This is a genomic window from Botrimarina colliarenosi (genome assembly GCF_007859955.1).
Classification (GTDB): Bacteria; Planctomycetota; Planctomycetia; order Pirellulales; family Lacipirellulaceae; genus Botrimarina; species Botrimarina colliarenosi.
On record NZ_SJPR01000003.1, the window covers coordinates 70,027 to 85,193 of the forward strand.

The window sequence follows — 15,167 nt, forward strand, 5'->3', positions numbered from 1 at the left end:
CGGCTTAACGGGGTGCGGCTCAACGGGCTCAAGCAAAGAACGCCGAAGCAAAGAAACAGGTCATGGACAAACAACGCTCTCTCGACAAGCAGCGCCTTCGCCGCAAGTACCGCGTCCGCAAGCGGACCCGCGGGACGGCCGAACGGCCCCGTCTGTGTATTACCCGCACGCTCCGCAACATCACGGTCCAGCTGATCGACGACGAGTCGGGCAAGACGCTCGCCTCGGCCTCGACGCAGGACAAGGGTCTGTCGGGCGCGCTGAAGTACGGCGGGAACGCCGACGCGGCCAGCGCCGTTGGCAAGGCGATCGCCGAGCGGGCGACCGCGGCGGGCTACAAGACAGTTTGCTTCGACCGGGGCCCTTACAAGTACCATGGTCGGGTCGCCGCCCTGGCGGCCGCCGCTCGCGAAGCGGGTCTCGAGTTTTAAACATCATCTAATCCAGCCGGCGGCAGGCGATCGTTCGCCTCTCGCCCCGCAGCCTCTAGCTCCCGCAACGCCGTGGCCCGCGAACGACGCGAAAAGAAATCAGATCGCCAGCAGGGCGAGCTGTCCGAAAACGTGGTGAAGATCAAGCGCTGCAGCGCCGTCGTGAAGGGCGGCCGCCGCTTTAGCTTCGCCGCGCTGGTCGTGGTCGGCGACAACAAGGGGAAGGTTGGCCAGGGCTACGGCAAGGCGAACGAAGTGCCCCCCAGCGTCGAGAAGGCCCGCAAGGCCGCGATGCGGAACATGGTCGCCGTGCCGATGAACGGTTCGACGATCCCCCACACGGTCAAAGGCCGCTTCGGCGGAGCCGAGGTGATTCTCGTGCCGGCCGCTCCGGGCACCGGTGTGATCGCCGGCGCCGCGGTGAAGGCGGTCTGCGAGTCGGCCGGCATCCACGACATCCTTACCAAGAGCTTCGGGTCCACCAACCCGGTCCCGCTGGTCAAAGCGACCATCGAGGCCCTCAAGAAGCTGCGTACCAAGTCCGACATCGAGCGGCTGCGGGGAGTGACGTTGTCATGATTCTGAATGAAGTCCACCGCGGTATCCAAAAGAACCGCAAGCGTAAGCGCATCGGTCGCGGCCCGGGTTCGGGCCACGGCAAGACGTCGGGGCGCGGCCACAACGGAGCCAATTCGCGGGCGGGCTCATCGCCCCACGCGATGTTCTCCGGCGGCACGACCCCGATGTGGCAGCGCATCCCGAAGCGTGGTTTCAACAACAAGTGGGCCAAGACGGTTGTCGTGGTCAACTTGGGTGAGATCGACGCCGCGTTCGACGCCGGCGCCGAGGTCACGATCGAGGCGCTGGTTGCCAAGAACGTCGCCAAGGGCCGTTTCGACGAGCTCAAGGTGCTGGGCGACGGGGAATTGACCAAGAAGCTCAAGATCAACGCCCACCGCTTCAGCAAGTCGGCCGCCGAGAAGATCCAGCAGGCCGGCGGCGAGATGGTGGTCGTCCCGGGGCCGATCCCGGTGATTGTCAAGCAGCGGGAAAAGCGGGCGGCCAAGAAGGCGGCCGCCGCCAAGGCCTGACGCGAAGCGATTTTCTGGGGATCGCCTGCGCGGCAGCGGGCTTGCACCGGAGCGGCCCCGCGGCCTACCGTTTCTATTTCCGGACGACGACCGGCGGCGTCCCGGCAAGGCCCCTGTCCCCAGGGGCGACGCCGGCAGCCCCTTCGCGGCGCCGGAGCCACCGCCCCCACCCGGCTTAACGGATTGCGTTCGGTCCTATGTTCGAGAAGCTCCGAGTCGTCTGGCAGATCCCCGAGCTGCGGCAGAAGATCCTGCTGACGGTGTTGATGCTGCTGATCTATCGGGTCGGTTTCCAGATCAGCCTGCCGATCGTCGACGTCGAGCGGATCCAGGCCTTCCAGGATTCGCAGGGCGGCCTCAACGGCATGCTCCAACAGGTCGCGATCCTCAGCGCCAGCAAGCTGAACGACATCACGATCTTCGGCCTGGGCATCATGCCCTATATCTCGGCCTCGATTATCTTTCAGCTGCTGGGGAGCGTGATCCCGTCGCTGGAAGCCCTCCAGAAAGAGGGCGAGTCGGGCCGCAAGAAGATCAACGAGTACACGCGCTACGCGACCGTGATCCTCTGCCTGATCCAGAGCTGGTTCTTCGTCACGTCGTTCGCCAACTCCCAGGGGCTGGTGGCGGCGGAGTTTACGAATCCCGCCACGGGAAATATGACCTTCGGCTGGACCATCGTCTCGGTCCTGACGATGACGGCGGGCACCATCTTCTTGATGTGGCTCGGCGAGCAGATCGACGAGTACGGCATCGGCAACGGCATTAGCCTGCTGATCATGGCGGGCATTCTCGCCCAGATGCCGTACGCCGGGTTCCAGCTCTACCAGCAGTCGTCGCTGACGCTCGGCGACACCGCCAAGCTCGACCCGCCGCGGCTGCTGCTGCTGGCGGCCATGTTCATCCTGGTGGTGGTCGGCACGGTCTACATCACGCTGGGGCAGCGCCGCATCACGATGCAGAGCGCCAAGCACCAGCGCGGCCGGCGGACCGTCGGCGGCGGCAAGAGCTACCTGCCGCTCAAGGTCAACCAGGCGGGCGTCATGCCGATCATCTTCGCCAGCAGCCTGCTGATGTTCCCGGCGTTGCTGCTGACCCAGGTGGCGAATGTCGCCCAGGGCTGGGAGGACGGCGCCTTGAAGACCGTGCTGTTGGGGCTCTCGGGCGCGTTCCAGCGAGAGACCTTCCTCTACAACCTGACGTTCCTGGCGCTGATCTACTTCTTCTGCTACTTCTGGACGGCCATCACGTTCAACCCGAAGGACATGGCCGAGAACTTGAAGAATTTCGGCTCGTTTATCCCCGGTTACCGGCCCGGTAAGCGGACGGCTGATTACCTTGAGAAGGTGATGTTCCGCATCACCTACGTCGGCGCCGGGTTCCTCGCACTGATCGCGATTATCCCGACGCTGATCGTCAGTTGGCTTGGCGTCGACTGGGGGATCGCGATGTTCTACGGCGGCACGAGTCTCTTGATCGCCGTCAGCGTGGCGTTCGACTTGGTGCAGAAGATCGACAGCCACCTGGTGATGCGGAACTACAAGGGTCTGTTGGAATAGGCGCCGCTTCGACTGCGCGCCCAGCGCCCCAACGACCGGCGGAGGGTCGCGAGTTATGAGAGTTGTGTTTATTGGTCCCCCTGGCGCCGGCAAGGGCACTCAGTCGCTCCGTGTCGCGAAGTCCCTCGGGCTGACGCACCTGTCGACCGGGGATATCCTCCGCAAGTCGCGTGACGAAGGGCAGGCGATCGGTCTCGAGGCCGCCAAGTACTTCGAGTCGGGCCGCCTGGCGCCCGACGAGTTGGTCATCCAACTGGTCGAGGACCGGCTCGACGACCCCGACTGCCAGAACGGCTACCTGTTCGACGGCTTCCCACGCACGCTGAGGCAGGCCAAGGCGCTCGACGCGTTGTTGGCTAAGCGGGGCAAGCCGCTCAACGCCGTGATCGAGTTTGTGATCCCCGAGGCGGAGCTGTTTGTTCGGCTCTCGTCGCGTGGACGAGAAGACGACAGCGAGGAGACGGTCCGCGAGCGGTTGCGGCTGTACGCCTCGTCGACGGCGCCGCTGCTCGGGTACTACGAAGAGCGGGGCGTCCTCTGCCGGGTCGACGCGCTCGGTACGCCCGACGAGGTGTTTGGCCGCGTGGTGGCGGACCTTGAAGAGCGGCGGACGGCGTAGCGGCGCCGACCCAGCAACCCGAACCAACGCTTCGCCGGCGAGACGCTCCCGGCGAACGCCAACCTGTCCCCACAGGGCGAAGCGGCCGTGATCCAACTCAAGAGCGATAGAGAGATCCGGTTGATGCGTCGCGCGGGGCTGGCGGTCTGGAAGGCCCACGACATCGCCGGCTCGATGGTGAAGCCCGGCGTCACCACCCGCGAGATCGACGCGGCGATCGCCGACTACTTCAAGAGCCGGGGCGGGACGCCGCTGTTCCTCGACTACCCGAACCACGACGAGGGCCTGCCCGCCTTCCCCGCGGTTACCTGCATGTCGAAGAACGAGGCGGTCGTCCACGGCATGCCGGACGACATCCCCCTGAAAGAAGGGGACATCCTCAGCCTCGACACCGGCGTGCGGATCGGCGGTTGGTGCGGCGACGCCGCCTACACCTACAAAGTCGGCGAGGTCTCGGCCGCGGTGCAGCGGTTGCTCGATTGCACCGAGGCGGTGCTCGACCTGGCGTTCGACCTGCTGCACACCAAGACCCGTTGGAGCCAGGTCGCCTCGACGATGGAACGCTACGTCAAGGACCACGGCTTCACGTCGGTGGAGAACTTTGTCGGCCATGGCATCGGCCGCAAGATGCACGAAGACCCGCAGGTGCCGAACTTTGTCAGCCGGTCGTTGCGGGGGCGCGGCGACTTCGCGATCGAGCCCGGCCTGGTGATCGCTGTGGAGCCGATGGTCAACATGGGGACCAAGCAGGTCAAACTGCTCCCCGACCACTGGACCCAGGTCACCGCCGATGGCAAACCGAGCGCCCACTTTGAGCACACGATCGCGATCACGAAGGAAGGCCCGAAGCGCCTGACCGAGGCGCCGGCCGAAGACGAGATGGACCTGCTGGAGGATTGAGGCGAGTTTTTTTCGGGGCGCCTCCGAGGGCTTGCGCCCCCGGCTCAGGAGCCACGGGGTGGTGCGCCAGCCGGATGCCTCTGAGCCGGGGGCGCAAGCCCTCGGAGCGAATCCCAACCCCGCTCCCGACCCCCCCCATTTTCACACAATCCACCCGGCCGCCAGCGGCGTCTTACCAGAAACCTCCCCAACAGGGGTTGAACACCCCGGGGGGAGTCCCCTATTATCCTCGATTCTCTATGCCTCCCGGCCGCCAGTAGGGCGACGCCAGGTCGCAGCCCCCGATACCAATTAAGCGACGACGCCCGCCCCGGTGGGCTCAGCCGCAATACGAAGGGCGGATTACGCCCACCGAGTGAGAGGCCCCAGCGATGAAAGTCCGAGCCAGCGTCAAGCGGATCTGCGCCAAGTGCAAGGTCGTCAAGCGTCGTGGAGTGATCCGCGTCGTTTGCGAGAACCCGCGCCACAAGCAGCGTCAGGGCTAACGAGTCTCCGCCCACAGCTCCGCCCGATCCCACACATTCTCAGCCGTAACTTACGACAAGCGTCCTATGCCACGTCTTCAAGGTGTCGACATCCCCGGCGACCGGCCGACGGTGATCTCGCTGCAGTACCTGTATGGGGTCGGCCCGCGGGTCGCTCGCGAACTGTGCGAGAAGGCCGGGATCGACCCGAACGTCCGCGCCCGTGAGATCACCGAGGACGAGGCGGCCCGCATCGCGGCGCTGCTCGACAAGGATTACACGGTCGAGGGTCAGCTCCGCCGTCAGGTGTCGCAGAACATCGCCCGCCTGCGGGACATCGCCTGCTACCGCGGCCTGCGTCACCGCCGCGGCTTGCCGGTCCGCGGCCAACGCACCAAGACCAACGCCCGCACGCGCAAGGGCCCGAAGAAGACCGTCGCCGGCAAGAAGGGCGTCAAGGACCTCCGCTAGCACGCGGTTCCAAGAACCCCCGGCCAGGACTTCCAGCGTCCCGCCCGGGAGGCCGCCAACCGGCGAATTGTTGGAACCATCGGCCGACCCGTCCGCGGGTTCGGCGCCAAGAAATAAGCAATCAAGCAGCTTTCAACCCACCGAGACCAAGCCGTGGCGAAGACTTCCGGCAAGTCGGGCGACTCTTCCCGTCGCAAGACCAAGCGCAACATCGCTGTAGGCGTCGCTTACATCAATGCGACGTTTAACAACACGACCGTGACGATCACCGACCCGAAGGGCGACACCCTTTGCTGGGCGACGTCCGGCACCAGCGGGTTCAAGGGCAGCCGCAAGGCGACCCCGTTCGCCGGTCAGTGCGCCGCGCAGCAGGCCGCCGAGAAGGCCAAGAAGTACGGCATGCGTGACGTCGAGGTGAAGGTGAAGGGCCCCGGCAGTGGCCGCGAGAGCGCGATCACCGCCCTGGAGGCCGCCGGCCTGAAGGTCAAGTCGATCGAGGACATCACGCCGCTGCCGCACAACGGCTGCCGCCCACGCAAGAAGCGTCGCGTCTAGTTTCTGATATAGCTCCCGCTGTCGGGGACGACGCGGCTCACTGAATCCTGTTTTCCTGAAGCCTGATACCGTCAATGGCTCGCTACACCGGTCCCGTCTGTCGTCTCTGCCGCCGCGATGGCGCTAAGCTCTTTCTTAAGGGCATGCGCTGCGACTCCGCCAAGTGCGCTTTCGAGCGTCGCGAAGGCCCCCCGGGGCAGCAGACCCCCCGCCGCGGCAAGATGACCAACTACGGCATCCAGCTGCGTGAAAAGCAGAAGCTCAAGCACTACTACGGTGTCCTCGAGAAGCAGTTCCGCCTCTACTTCCAAAAGGCCGAACGCTCCAAGGGCAACACCGGCGAGGTGCTGATGAGCCTGCTCGAGCGTCGGCTCGACAACGTGGTTCACCGCCTCGGCTTCGGCGTCAGCCGGGCCCAGGCCCGCCAGCTGATCGCCCACGGCCACATCACGGTCAACGGCCGCAAGTGCACGATCCCCAGCGCCCTGGTCCGCGCCGGCGACGTGATCCGCGTCAAGAACCGGGCCAACAGTCTCGACTCGGTCCGCTCGGCGCAGTCCGAGAACAGCAAGATGATCCCCGACTACCTGGCGGTGACCGAGAGCCAGGTCCCCGAGGGGATCGTCGGCCGGTTGCCGGCTGCCGAGGACGTGTCGCTGCCGATCGAGACCCATTTGATCATCGAGCTCTGTTCACGCTGACGCCCGTCGCGGCGCCGGCCGCCAGCCCGTGTCTGGCGGCTTGAGCGACGAGCCGGTAACGAAACGACCCCACACAAGCAGCGGCCACAAGCGCCGGCCAATCGCCGCCAGCTGACAGCCGAAAGCCTCTCCGCAGGAGAACCCCGATGCATATTCGTTGGCGTGGACTTGAACTGCCGAGCATGGTGACATGCGAGCAGGAGACGCTCTCTAGCACCTACGGCAAGTTTGTCGCCGAGCCGTTCCACCGCGGCTTCGGAGCGACCGTTGGCAACAGCCTCCGCCGCGTTCTGCTCTCGAGCCTCGAGGGGAGCGCCGTCACTCAGATCAAGCTGCACAACGCGCAGCACGAGTTCACCACGATCCCGGGCGTCCTGCAGGACGTCACCGACATCGTGCTGAACGTCAAGTCGCTGGTCGTCAAGAACCACCTCGACGCCACCAAGGTGCTCCGCGTCGAGCGCAACTCGGCGGGTGACATCCTGGCCGGCGACATCGACACCGACGAGTCGGTCGACGTCATCAACAAGGACCACGTCCTAGCGACGCTGACGGACAATGTGCCGTTCGTCATGGAGATGGTGATCGAGAACGGCCGCGGCTACGTGCCCGCCACCGAGCACAGCGCCAACGTCCAAGAGATCGGCATCATCCCGGTCGACGCGATCTTCAGCCCCGTCACGCGGGTCCGCTACGAGGTCGAAGAGACCCGTGTCGGTCAGAAGACGAACTACGACAAGCTGACGATGGAGATCTGGACTGACGGCTCGGTCGGCCCGGAGATGGCGATGGTCGAGTCGGCCAAGATCCTCCGCAAGCACCTCAACCCGTTTGTGCAGTACTCGGAGCTGGGCCCCCAGGTCCGCTCGCCGGCCCGCGTCATGTCGACGGGCGGCCTCGACCCCAGCGTCGAAGCGAAGCTCAACATGCCGATCGCCGAGCTGAACCTCAGCGTCCGCGCCGGCAACTGCCTCGAGTCGGAGAACATCCTCACGGTCCGCGAGCTCGTCACGCGCACCGAGGACCAGCTGCTTGAGGTCCGCAACTTCGGCGAGACGACCCTCACCGAAGTTCAAGAGAAGCTCCGCGACCTTGGCATGCACCTCGGCATGCGTGTCAGCCCGCCGGTCGGCGTCTGACACCCCCAACGGCGGTTGGCTATTAGCCGTGAGCTATTAGCCGATCGCTCCGCGATCGAATATTTTGCTAACCGCTAACAGCTAACAGCTCAAAATGCGTCACCGCAAACGAGGCCGCAAGCTCGGCCGCAACCCGAGCCACCAGCGGGCATTGCTCCGCAGCCTGGCCAGCGCCCTGATCCTCACGGAGCGCGACACCGAGGACCTGCGTTACCTCGACCTCGAGTCCGAGCCGAAGGTGAAGGGCCGCATCATCACGACCATCCAGAAGGCGAAGGAAGTCCGCCCGCTGGTCGAGAAGTGCGTGACGATCGCCAAGAAGTCGCTCGAAGCGAGCCGCCAAGCGGCCGATCTCGGGCCGTCGGCCGAGCGTGGCAGCGACGCCTGGAAGAAGTGGCGTGAGAGCGACCAGTGGCGCAAGTGGAACACCGCGATCGCCCCCTCGGTCACCGCCCGCCGCCGTTGCCTGCAGTTGCTGGGTGACAAGCAGGCCGTCAGCGTGCTGTTCGAAGAGGTCGCCCCCCGGTACGAAGACCGCCCCGGTGGTTACACCCGCGTGATGCGTCTGGCGACGCCGCGTCTGGGTGACGCCGGCACCCGTGCGATCCTCGAGTTCGTCGGCAAGAACGACCGCGCCGTTGAGAAGGCCGCCAAGCCCGCCTTCGACGGCGGCTCGGACGAGCCCGCCGAGGCCGCGACCGCGGAGTGATCCCCGGTAAGAACGTGAACAACTCAAACGGGCGACGCTTCTGAGCGTCGCCCGTTTTGTTTTTAACCACGACGGACACGAAGGGCGCGACGAGCGATTTGGTAGGGCGATGTCGGTCCCTGTCGTTGGCCGTCGTGCTCGTTGTGTCCGTCTTGGTGAATCCCTCTGTGTCGGTGTTGGACCGAAGTAGGAGGCGGCTCCGACGCCGATAACACGCACCAAGCCTCCGTGTATTGGAACGCGAAATCGGCGTCGGAGACGCCTCCTGCAACGTGTACAAAGCTGGGATGCCGTTCGACTTCACCGCCGCGATGGAGCGCCTCTGCCGCGACCTGTGCGCGCGGATTGATGAGCTCTCGCACATCGACATGAGCCGCGTCGCGGTGGGCTACCGCCAGGCGCGGCGACGCGTCACACACGGCTTGCAGGCGTCGCTGACGCCGCTGCGATTTGAGGGGGGCGCCGAGTGGGGGATGATCCGCCGCCGGCGGTACGCTTGCCCCCGCGTCGTCGATCGGTACGGCCGCGAGTGCCTGTACCTGTTGAACTTCTATCTCCCGAGGTTCTTCGACCATCCGTTCGAAGAGCGGCTGACGACCGTCGTTCATGAACTGTGGCACATCGGCCCCCAGATGGACGGCGACCTGCGGCGGCACGAGGGTCGGTGTTACGCCCACGGACCGTCGCAGAAGGGGTTCGACGAGCAGGCCGCCCGGCTGGGTCGGCGTTGGTTGGCGGGCGACCCGCCGCCAGACCTGCTGACGGTGCTCGAGGCGAGCTTCGCCGACTTGCTAGCAGAGCACGGGGCGGTGGTGGGATCGCGGTTCGCCACCCCGAAGATGGCGCCGCTATCGGGGCGGGCCGCCGGGTAGGGGGCGATTGGCGACGCCGTCGATCTTGCCCCGGTTGCTAGCGATCGGTATCGTCCGCGCGGACTCGTCGCCGCCCCCTTCGCCCGTCGCCACGCGTGCCCCCAATCGCTCGTTACTGCCGCTTTCTCGTGTTGCTCGTCGCCTTGGCCGCGGTGGGTTGTAGCACGCTGCTTTCGGTGAACGACAAACCGCTCCCGGTCGGCTCGCCGCTGCGGACAGCGGGCCGGTCGTCGGACGGGGTGCGGTTCGAGGTCTACTGGGCGACGCTGCCTCCCGATGTCGAGGCGGACGACCAGGCGAGCCTGTGGCGGTTCGTCCAGGAAGAGCGTCTCGACGAAGGGCTCCGCGCGCGATTGCAACGCAACGGTCTTCGGGCGGGCGTCGTGGGGGGAGTCCCCCCGCAAGAAATCATGCGGCTTCTCGACCCCCGGCCGAGCGACGCGCCGGACGACGCCGACGGGACGGTGAGCCGCCTCTCGGCGCCGACGGGCGTCAAGAAACAAGAGATGACCGTTCGGCCCGGCGAGCCGGCCCAGGTGAACGCCAGCGAAGTGTCGCCCGAGGCGACCCTGCTGTTGGCCGATGAGCGGGGCCCGTGGGGCGAGACCTTCCAGCGTGTCCAAGCGATCTACAAGGTCGGCGTCGAGCCACGCCGGGGCGGCGGGCATCTGATCTCGGTCGCCCCGGAGTTGCACCACGGCGAGGCGCGGATGCGGTGGGTCGCGGACGGCGCCGGCGCGATCACCCGCCCCAAGGCGACCCGCGAGGAGCGGGCCTTCCCGGACCTGCGGATCGAGGCGCCCCTGATGGTCGGCGAGATGCTGCTCGTGACGAGCCTCTCCGACTCGCAGAGCCGGCTGGGGGACTTCTTCCACAGGGCGGACGGCGAGGTTTCGGGCGCCCGCAAGGCGATCCTCGTGCGGCTGGTGCAGACCCCGCCCGAAGCGGACTTCGCCGCGGCCGCCGCCGACCGGCTCGATTTCTAACCGTCGGTACGCCTGAGCCGTGGACGCGAGCCCTCGGAGCATTCCGGCGCCGTCAGTCAACTCCGCTGCGCTCCGAGGGCTCGCGCCCACGGCTCAGGCCGGCGCCGAATTCGACTGTTAAATCGCGCATCCGACGCGACGTTCTGACCCTCCCGCCCGGAGCCCGGCGGCGGTACCTTGGGGGGCGGCTGACCGCTCGGGCGAATTGATCGCCCGTGGGTCCCCAACCCCGAAGTCAACACAAGCAGTAGAGGAGTCTCCGATGCCCCTGGTCCCAATGCGTTTGCTGCTCGACCACGCCGCCGAGAACGGCTACGGCCTGGCCGCGTTCAACGTGAACAACATGGAGCAGATCCAGGCGATCATGGAGGCCGCCGAAGAGACCGATTCGCCGGTCATCATCCAGGCGTCGCGCGGCGCCCGGAAGTACTCGCAGGACGCCTACCTGCGGCACCTGATGCTGGCGGCCGCCGAGCTGTACCCGAAGATCCCGATCGTTATGCACCAGGACCACGGCAACGGTCCCGAGACGTGCCAGAGCGCGATCGATCACGGTTTCACGAGCGTCATGATGGACGGCTCGCTGAAGGAAGATGGTTCGACGCCCGCCGACTACGACTACAACGTTAAGGTCACCAAGCAGGTCGTCGAGTCGGCCCACAAGCAAGGCGTTTCGGTGGAGGGTGAGCTCGGCTGCCTCGGTTCGCTCGAGACCGGCGGCGGTGAGCAAGAGGACGGCCACGGCGCCACCGAAGAGCTGTCGCACGACCAGCTGCTGACCGACCCGGACGAGGCCGAGCGCTTCGTCGCCGACACGGGCGTCGACGCCCTGGCGGTCGCCATCGGCACCAGCCACGGCGCCTACAAGTTCACCAAGAAGCCGACCGGCGACGTTCTCGCGATGGACCGCATCATCGAGATCAACAAGCGGCTGCCGAACTGCCACCTCGTGATGCACGGCTCGTCGAGTGTCCCGCAAGAGCTGCAGGACATCATCAACGAATTCGGCGGCGAGATGAAGCAGACCTACGGCGTGCCGGTCGAAGAGATCCAGAAGGGGATCAAGTACGGCGTGCGGAAGATCAACGTCGACACCGACAACCGCATGGCGATGACCGGCGCGGTGCGTAAGCTGCTGGCGCAGCACCCCGAGAAGTTCGACGTCCGCGACTGGATGAAGCCGGCCCGCGAGGCGATGAAGCAGGTCTGCATCGCCCGGATGACGGCCTTCGGCCAGGCCGGCAACGCGGGCAAGATCAAGCCGAAGACGATCGGCGACTTCGTCAGCTACTACAAGTAAATAGCTGTCGGCACTCAGCATTCAGCAGCCGGCGGGGGGTCGTCCCCGCCGGCTCTTTTGCTGCGCCGGGTGGGAGCGTGGTAAGATAGAGCTATGAGCACGGTTGAACTCGGAACCAAGGCGACTTTGTCGCTGATCACCGCGGATGACTTGGGCAGAGACTACCGCGATCAGCGGTGCGATCTGGTCGAAGGGAAGGTGCGCTTGATGTCTCCTGCCGGTTTTGGTCATGGAACGCTCGCCGCACGGATCGCGACGGCGCTCAGCTATCACGTTGAGTCGCAACGCCTTGGCATGATTGCGGGCGCCGAGACGGGGTTTCGAATCGGACAGAACCCCGACACGGTGCTCGCCCCGGATGCGGCCTTTATACGCAATGTTCGAGTCGAGGAGATTGGCGTTACCGAGGCCTACTTCCCCGAGGCGCCGGCGCTTGCGGTGGAAGTGACCAGCCCCAGCGACACCGCCGAGCAGGTGGACGATAAAGCGCGGCGCTGGCTCGCGGCGGGCTGTGAAATGGTGTGGGTCGTCTACCCACGCGGCAAGTCGGTGACGGTCTATCGCTCGCTCGACGACGTGAAAATTGTCACCGGCGACGCGGCGCTCGACGGGGGCGACGTCCTGCCCGGGTTCAGCTACCCGCTGGCGGAGCTTTTTGCCGGGCTCGACCCGAAATGATCCGTCGCGACCTGCCGAGCGGTGGCGACGGGGCGGCCGAACAATGGCTGCTCGTGACGCAGCCCGACCACGCGCGGGTGAGTTGGGAACTGGCGAAGGCGTGGGACAACGCCGAGTTCGCGACGCTTGTCTGCCCCGCCGACCAGCCCGGTCACGAGCTGGCGTCGGTTCGGGCCGAACTGCTCGAGGCAATTCGCTGTCACGATGACGGCTGGATTGGCTACGCCGACGCGCTGCTGATCGACGCGGAAGGTAGGCCGCTCAGCTTCACCGAGATGCCCCCCGACGCGGCTCAAGCAATCTGGACCGCTTCGATCGAAGCGTGTCGGGCGATCGGCCCATTGGCGGGGTGGGTGGTGGCGTCGCACTTCTACTCCCTCCAGGCTGGTCGGGACGCCGACTATCCGCAGTGGGTGGGCTGGCTAGAAAGCGTCGATCAACTACGCACGGGCTGGCTCGACGAGTGGCGGCAGGCGTCGCCGCACCACCTCACCGAGCTTGCCGATCGTTGCCTGGTTTGGCTGCAGGCTTTCGACTGGATGAGCCTGTGGCTTTGTTGTGTGTGTCCGATCACCGAAGGGGACGAGGCGGCCGAGCCGATGACGACCGGCGGCCCCGAAGCGGGTTGGCGCCCCCTCCGTTTTGTCGCCGACAAGTGTCGAGAGCCGGTGCGGGTGACTCCGTGGCCGTTCAAGACGGCGGAACTGACGCTGTCGGTCGACGCCCGACTTGGTTCGATTGAAGGGGCGGCGAGCAAGCTCAGCTGGCGGCTCGTCCCTAGTGAATGACGCCGCTCTCGGCCGGGTCGAAGCCGCCGGCCGGTGGGTCGACCAGCGCGAGGATCTTGCCGCCCGTCTTGAGGTCGAGCGGCTGGTCCTCCGTGGCGAAGCGGGCGCGGCCCCCGTCGAGAAATTTGCAGAGCACGATCGCCGTTGGGCCGTACTGTTCGGTGAACTTCTCGAAGGTGTAGTCTTCGCTGAGCGTTGTCTTTTTGATCTGCGCGCCCATCTCCACCCGGCGGCGGAGCTCGTCGTAGGTGACGCCGGGGCCGAACAGCAGCCGGCCGTGCAGGTGGGACGGGATTCGGCGTTGGCGTTCTCCCGCCTTCTTGGTCGGCGAGAGTTGGTAGACGTTTTCGCTGCCGAAGACCTCACGGAGCTCGGTGGCGGCGATCGAGTTGACCTCGTCGTTGGGCGTCATCGCCATGAGCCGGCCGATGCCCCCCAGGTCGAGCCCCTGCATAACAAACTCGCTGCCGATACTGGCGTAATGGGCGCGGAGCCCCGCCATGCGGGCGGCCTGAACGCTTTGCGGGTTGGTGTCGACCAGCAGCGCCGGGATGTTCTCTTTCTGAAGCGACTCGGCCAGCATCCGTGCGAACTGAGCGGCGCCGGCCAGGAGCACGCCCTGGGGATCGGCCTGAGAGAGCCCGAGACGGCGGGCCAGGGGGCCGAGCGTCAGTCCGTAGGTCAGAACGGTGCCGACGATCACCATGAACGTCGCGAGCACCAGGCGGTCGCCCTCGGGCGCGAGCTCGGTGTCTTTCAACCCTAGGGCGAACAAGGACGCCACCGCGGCCGCGACGATACCCCGCGGATGGATCCAGGCGAGCAGCAGCCGCTCGTTCCGGGACAGGTCGCTGCCGACGGTCGCCAGCAGGGTCGCAACGGGGCGTATCAGAAAAATCAAAGTGGCGACAAAGGCGAGGCCCCCCCAGCCGATCTGTTGGATCTCGTCCCAGCCGATCGTCACCCGCGACGAGAGCAGGATGAACAGCACCGCGATCAGCAGCACGCGCAGGTTCTCTTTGAACTCGACGACGTGCTTAACCGACGTGCGATGCTGGTTGGCCAGGATGAGCCCGAGGACCGTCACGGTGACCAGCCCCGACTCTCCCGCCAGGGCGTTGGAGACCGCAAACATCAGCACCACGAGCCCCAACACGACGGCGTTCTGCAGGTAGTCGGGGACGAGGTAGCGCTGCAGCAGATAGGTGATCAGCCAAGCGGCCGAGCTCCCTAGGGCCACGCCGACGAACGACGTCTTGGCGAGGATCCAGGCCGACTCCGAGGCGAGGCCATTTCCCATGCCGTGCACGACGAGTTCAAAGACCAACGCGGCGAGGATCGCGCCAATCGGGTCGTTGACGATTCCTTCCCATTTGATGACCGAGCCGATCCGGCCGGTGGGTCGCACCTGGCGCAGGAGCGGCAGGATGACCGTCGGTCCGCTAACGGTTAGTAGCGCGCCGAGCAGCGTCGCCATCGGCCAGCTGAAGTCCATCAGCCAGTGGGCGGCGACGGTCGACGTTCCCCACGTGACGAGCAAGCCGACGGTCACCAGACGGAGCACGACCGAGCGGGTCTCTTGGACCTCTTTCAACTGGAGGCTCAGGCCCCCCTCGAACAGAATGACGCCGACCGCCAGCGAGATAACCGGCAGCAGGGCCTTGTCATCGAGGTAGGTCTCCGGAGGGCCCACGGCGATGCCCAGCGCGAACCCGAAGGCGAGCAGCAGGACGATCGCCGGCAGCCGGGTCCGCCAAGCGAGCCACTGGGCGCCCACGCCCAGCGAAAGGACCAGAGCCAAATAGAGGGAAGTGCTCAGCACGGTGGCGTCTTAGGGCGGGGCGTTGGGCGGAGTCGGGGGACGCTGGTCCTTGTATATGACGGGCGAAGGCCCATGACGCCAG

Annotated in this window: 18 protein-coding genes; 17 read left to right on the plus strand and 1 reads right to left on the minus strand. The window is 66.1% G+C overall.

The features are described from left to right. Positions 1 to 62: 62 nt before the first annotated feature. From rplR to Pla108_RS12005, 17 genes are all read left to right on the plus strand, one after another. Positions 63 to 431 carry a 50S ribosomal protein L18 gene (gene rplR / locus Pla108_RS11925; RefSeq protein WP_146445184.1) on the plus strand — a complete coding sequence of 123 codons (369 nt, stop codon included), beginning with the start codon at positions 63 to 65 and terminating at the stop codon, positions 429 to 431. Positions 432 to 503: 72 nt separating this feature from the next. Then, a complete protein-coding gene (rpsE, locus tag Pla108_RS11930; RefSeq protein ID WP_146445185.1) occupies positions 504 to 1,010 on the plus strand; it encodes a 30S ribosomal protein S5 in 507 nt (168 codons plus the stop codon). Further along, entirely contained in the window at positions 1,007 to 1,522 is a 516-nt protein-coding gene (gene rplO, locus Pla108_RS11935; RefSeq protein WP_146445186.1) for a 50S ribosomal protein L15, read from the plus strand. The genes rpsE and rplO overlap by 4 nt, the downstream gene beginning before the upstream one ends. Before the next feature lie 197 nt (positions 1,523 to 1,719). Beyond that, positions 1,720 to 3,081 (plus strand): preprotein translocase subunit SecY, encoded by a 1,362-nt coding sequence (secY, locus tag Pla108_RS11940; protein WP_146445187.1) that lies wholly within the window; start codon positions 1,720 to 1,722, stop codon positions 3,079 to 3,081. Between the two features lie 55 nt (positions 3,082 to 3,136). After that, a complete protein-coding gene (locus tag Pla108_RS11945) occupies positions 3,137 to 3,700 on the plus strand; it encodes an adenylate kinase (RefSeq protein WP_146445188.1) in 564 nt (187 codons plus the stop codon). Positions 3,701 to 3,787: 87 nt separating this feature from the next. Then, positions 3,788 to 4,600 (plus strand): type I methionyl aminopeptidase, encoded by an 813-nt coding sequence (gene map, locus Pla108_RS11950; protein WP_146445189.1) that lies wholly within the window; start codon positions 3,788 to 3,790, stop codon positions 4,598 to 4,600. 371 nt (positions 4,601 to 4,971) lie between these two features. After that, positions 4,972 to 5,085, plus strand: coding sequence for a 50S ribosomal protein L36 (rpmJ, locus tag Pla108_RS11955; protein ID WP_145116680.1), 114 nt, complete (start codon positions 4,972 to 4,974; stop codon positions 5,083 to 5,085). Positions 5,086 to 5,151: 66 nt separating this feature from the next. Beyond that, on the plus strand, positions 5,152 to 5,535 hold the full coding sequence (gene rpsM, locus Pla108_RS11960; RefSeq protein WP_146445190.1) for a 30S ribosomal protein S13: 384 nt from the start codon (positions 5,152 to 5,154) through the stop codon (positions 5,533 to 5,535). A 153-nt stretch (positions 5,536 to 5,688) separates the two neighbouring features. Continuing rightward, positions 5,689 to 6,090, plus strand: coding sequence for a 30S ribosomal protein S11 (rpsK, locus tag Pla108_RS11965; RefSeq protein ID WP_146445191.1), 402 nt, complete (start codon positions 5,689 to 5,691; stop codon positions 6,088 to 6,090). Between the two features lie 74 nt (positions 6,091 to 6,164). After that, positions 6,165 to 6,791, plus strand: coding sequence for a 30S ribosomal protein S4 (gene rpsD / locus Pla108_RS11970; RefSeq protein ID WP_146445192.1), 627 nt, complete (start codon positions 6,165 to 6,167; stop codon positions 6,789 to 6,791). Positions 6,792 to 6,937: 146 nt separating this feature from the next. Continuing rightward, positions 6,938 to 7,930, plus strand: a complete 993-nt coding sequence (locus Pla108_RS11975) for a DNA-directed RNA polymerase subunit alpha (RefSeq protein ID WP_146445193.1) — start codon at positions 6,938 to 6,940, stop codon at positions 7,928 to 7,930. 94 nt (positions 7,931 to 8,024) lie between these two features. After that, positions 8,025 to 8,639, plus strand: a complete 615-nt coding sequence (locus Pla108_RS11980; RefSeq protein WP_146445194.1) for a bL17 family ribosomal protein — start codon at positions 8,025 to 8,027, stop codon at positions 8,637 to 8,639. A gap of 287 nt (positions 8,640 to 8,926) precedes the next feature. Beyond that, positions 8,927 to 9,511, plus strand: a complete 585-nt coding sequence (locus Pla108_RS11985) for a hypothetical protein (protein ID WP_146445195.1) — start codon at positions 8,927 to 8,929, stop codon at positions 9,509 to 9,511. A gap of 95 nt (positions 9,512 to 9,606) precedes the next feature. Next, entirely contained in the window at positions 9,607 to 10,497 is an 891-nt protein-coding gene (locus Pla108_RS11990; RefSeq protein ID WP_146445196.1) for a hypothetical protein, read from the plus strand. Positions 10,498 to 10,759: 262 nt separating this feature from the next. Beyond that, on the plus strand, positions 10,760 to 11,797 hold the full coding sequence (gene fba, locus Pla108_RS11995; protein WP_146445197.1) for a class II fructose-bisphosphate aldolase: 1,038 nt from the start codon (positions 10,760 to 10,762) through the stop codon (positions 11,795 to 11,797). A gap of 93 nt (positions 11,798 to 11,890) precedes the next feature. Further along, positions 11,891 to 12,475 carry a Uma2 family endonuclease gene (locus tag Pla108_RS12000; RefSeq protein WP_146445198.1) on the plus strand — a complete coding sequence of 195 codons (585 nt, stop codon included), beginning with the start codon at positions 11,891 to 11,893 and terminating at the stop codon, positions 12,473 to 12,475. After that, entirely contained in the window at positions 12,472 to 13,263 is a 792-nt protein-coding gene (locus Pla108_RS12005) for a DUF3891 family protein (protein ID WP_146445199.1), read from the plus strand. The genes Pla108_RS12000 and Pla108_RS12005 overlap by 4 nt, the downstream gene beginning before the upstream one ends. Here the strand turns inward: Pla108_RS12005 and Pla108_RS12010 are convergent. Further along, entirely contained in the window at positions 13,253 to 15,085 is a 1,833-nt protein-coding gene (locus tag Pla108_RS12010) for a cation:proton antiporter (RefSeq protein ID WP_146445200.1), read from the minus strand. The two genes, Pla108_RS12005 and Pla108_RS12010, sit on opposite strands and share 11 nt — an antisense overlap. Between the last annotated feature and the right edge of the window lie 82 nt (positions 15,086 to 15,167).

Bases quoted from the DNA above. Each gene is read 5' to 3' on its own strand.
- rplR (WP_146445184.1), top strand. From the start codon at position 63: ATGGACAAACAACGCTCTCTCGACAAGCAGCGCCTTCGCCGCAAGTAC.
- rplO (WP_146445186.1), top strand. From the start codon at position 1,007: ATGATTCTGAATGAAGTCCACCGCGGTATCCAAAAGAACCGCAAGCGT.
- secY (WP_146445187.1), top strand. From the start codon at position 1,720: ATGTTCGAGAAGCTCCGAGTCGTCTGGCAGATCCCCGAGCTGCGGCAG.
- Pla108_RS11945 (WP_146445188.1), top strand. From the start codon at position 3,137: ATGAGAGTTGTGTTTATTGGTCCCCCTGGCGCCGGCAAGGGCACTCAG.
- rpmJ (WP_145116680.1), top strand. From the start codon at position 4,972: ATGAAAGTCCGAGCCAGCGTCAAGCGGATCTGCGCCAAGTGCAAGGTC.
- rpsM (WP_146445190.1), top strand. From the start codon at position 5,152: ATGCCACGTCTTCAAGGTGTCGACATCCCCGGCGACCGGCCGACGGTG.
- rpsD (WP_146445192.1), top strand. From the start codon at position 6,165: ATGGCTCGCTACACCGGTCCCGTCTGTCGTCTCTGCCGCCGCGATGGC.
- Pla108_RS11975 (WP_146445193.1), top strand. From the start codon at position 6,938: ATGCATATTCGTTGGCGTGGACTTGAACTGCCGAGCATGGTGACATGC.
- Pla108_RS11980 (WP_146445194.1), top strand. From the start codon at position 8,025: ATGCGTCACCGCAAACGAGGCCGCAAGCTCGGCCGCAACCCGAGCCAC.
- Pla108_RS11985 (WP_146445195.1), top strand. From the start codon at position 8,927: ATGCCGTTCGACTTCACCGCCGCGATGGAGCGCCTCTGCCGCGACCTG.
- fba (WP_146445197.1), top strand. From the start codon at position 10,760: ATGCCCCTGGTCCCAATGCGTTTGCTGCTCGACCACGCCGCCGAGAAC.
- Pla108_RS12000 (WP_146445198.1), top strand. From the start codon at position 11,891: ATGAGCACGGTTGAACTCGGAACCAAGGCGACTTTGTCGCTGATCACC.
- Pla108_RS12005 (WP_146445199.1), top strand. From the start codon at position 12,472: ATGATCCGTCGCGACCTGCCGAGCGGTGGCGACGGGGCGGCCGAACAA.